Consider the following 1554-nt stretch of genomic DNA (forward strand, 5'->3'; position numbering starts at 1 on the left):
TACACGCCTGGTTAATAAATTATTGGACCAGTTCAATTATGAATACGATGACACGTTAGTGGCTGCGCCAATTCGAGAGTTAACTAGTAATAGTCTTGACCGCAAGCTTTATCTAGAGTTACATAACGTGTTCGCGCCAATTAATGCAGACTTGCGCTTGCTGACGGATGTGTTGCAACAACACCGGGTTAAGGATGACGACGGGCATGTTTACGTGGCACCACAGTTAACGACGCCATCTGGGCTAATGACAGACGACAATTACATTAAGCAGCTGAATGATAATTGGCAGGCCGCGTTTGACACATTAAGCCAATATCAAACGGCATTTAAGCAGAACTTACTCTAAGTGGTGAGTTCTTTTTGTTTACTCAAAAAAAGAAAGGTGTGATGAAATGGATAAAAACTTCGACAATGATTATATAAATAATCCCTCTGAATGGGATCAAGTGCCGGTTGATGATTCTGTTAATGGTTATTCCAGTGTGGATATTACCAATCCGACAATTGTATCCTATAAGATTCCGATGCACCCCCGTGTGGGCGACCGCTTACGACCGTTTCCAATCCGTGTGACAAGCAACCAGAAGACGTTACACTTCACGCAAAACACAATGCTGAACCTATACGGTGATGATCCTGAAAGCAAAATTAAAGTTCAGCATTTAGGCTTTGACGGCGTACCTACATCTGAACAGGACGCTTGGGGAATTGGCCGGGCAACCCTGCTATTCCCGCAAGAATGGTTCCTAGCATCTGGAACATACAAGCAATTGATGCTTGAAGTAGTTGAGGGCCCGCAAGTTTTAGGCACGGTGAACTTTAGTTTGTCGGTTCAGCCAAATGAATTTGCGACGCTTTCGGTAACCAATCACGATTTTGACAGTGATTTTCAAGCAAAATTAGATACCCTCTATAAATCACTGTACGATCAATTTCAGGCGGAGTTTCAGAAGTTCGAAGGCATTATTCAAAATGCCCAAACAACTGCTAGTGGCGATTTAGACGCCTTTACCACCTACATGAACAACATTAAGAAACAGCTGGACGATGCGACGGGATCAATGCCAGAACGGATTGCACTGTTGCAGACCGAACTTGATGCGATTCAGAAGCAAATCGATGAAATCGTGGGTGTGTTTGAACCGCAGGTGCAAAATGTTAAGTTTACTGGCTCACTACCAAGCGTGGTTGGTTTCACCTATAACTATGGTGCAGGCCAGGCGCAGACTGATCCAGTGACTTATAAACCAGTGGAACAGATTGAAGTGCAATGTCAGGTACATGGCGAGGATTCAACCGTGATGGACCTATACATTAAGAGCCTGCGGGTCGTTGCGGGTAACACGTACATCAGTGGCGATGGAAAGCTGCTTACCGTGGTGGATCAGAAAAACAATCCGTATGTTTCTTTTCAAGCAAATAATGACATTAAATTTATGGAGGTAGGTTAGAAATGGATTTAATTACTAAAGGTATGGCCAATTGGGATAAAGCCTTGAATGACTATTTATCTCGCGAAAAGCAGATGTTTACGTGGACCGGTCATCACCC

Annotated in this window: 2 protein-coding genes; both read left to right on the forward strand. The window is 43.7% G+C overall.

Going from position 1 to position 1554, the window contains the following annotated elements; all coding sequences use genetic code 11:
- A partial coding sequence (locus tag ACKTR5_RS11650) for a hypothetical protein (protein ID WP_407881670.1) occupies positions 1-349 on the forward strand: 349 nt, incomplete at its 5' end.
- A 46-nt stretch (positions 350-395) separates the two neighbouring features.
- Positions 396-1454, forward strand: coding sequence for a hypothetical protein (locus tag ACKTR5_RS11655; RefSeq protein ID WP_407881672.1), 1059 nt, complete (start codon positions 396-398; stop codon positions 1452-1454).
- Positions 1455-1554 lie beyond the last annotated feature (100 nt).

Origin of the sequence: Furfurilactobacillus entadae (genome assembly GCF_045862745.1) — a bacterium.
Lineage (GTDB): Bacteria > Bacillota > Bacilli > Lactobacillales > Lactobacillaceae > Furfurilactobacillus > Furfurilactobacillus entadae.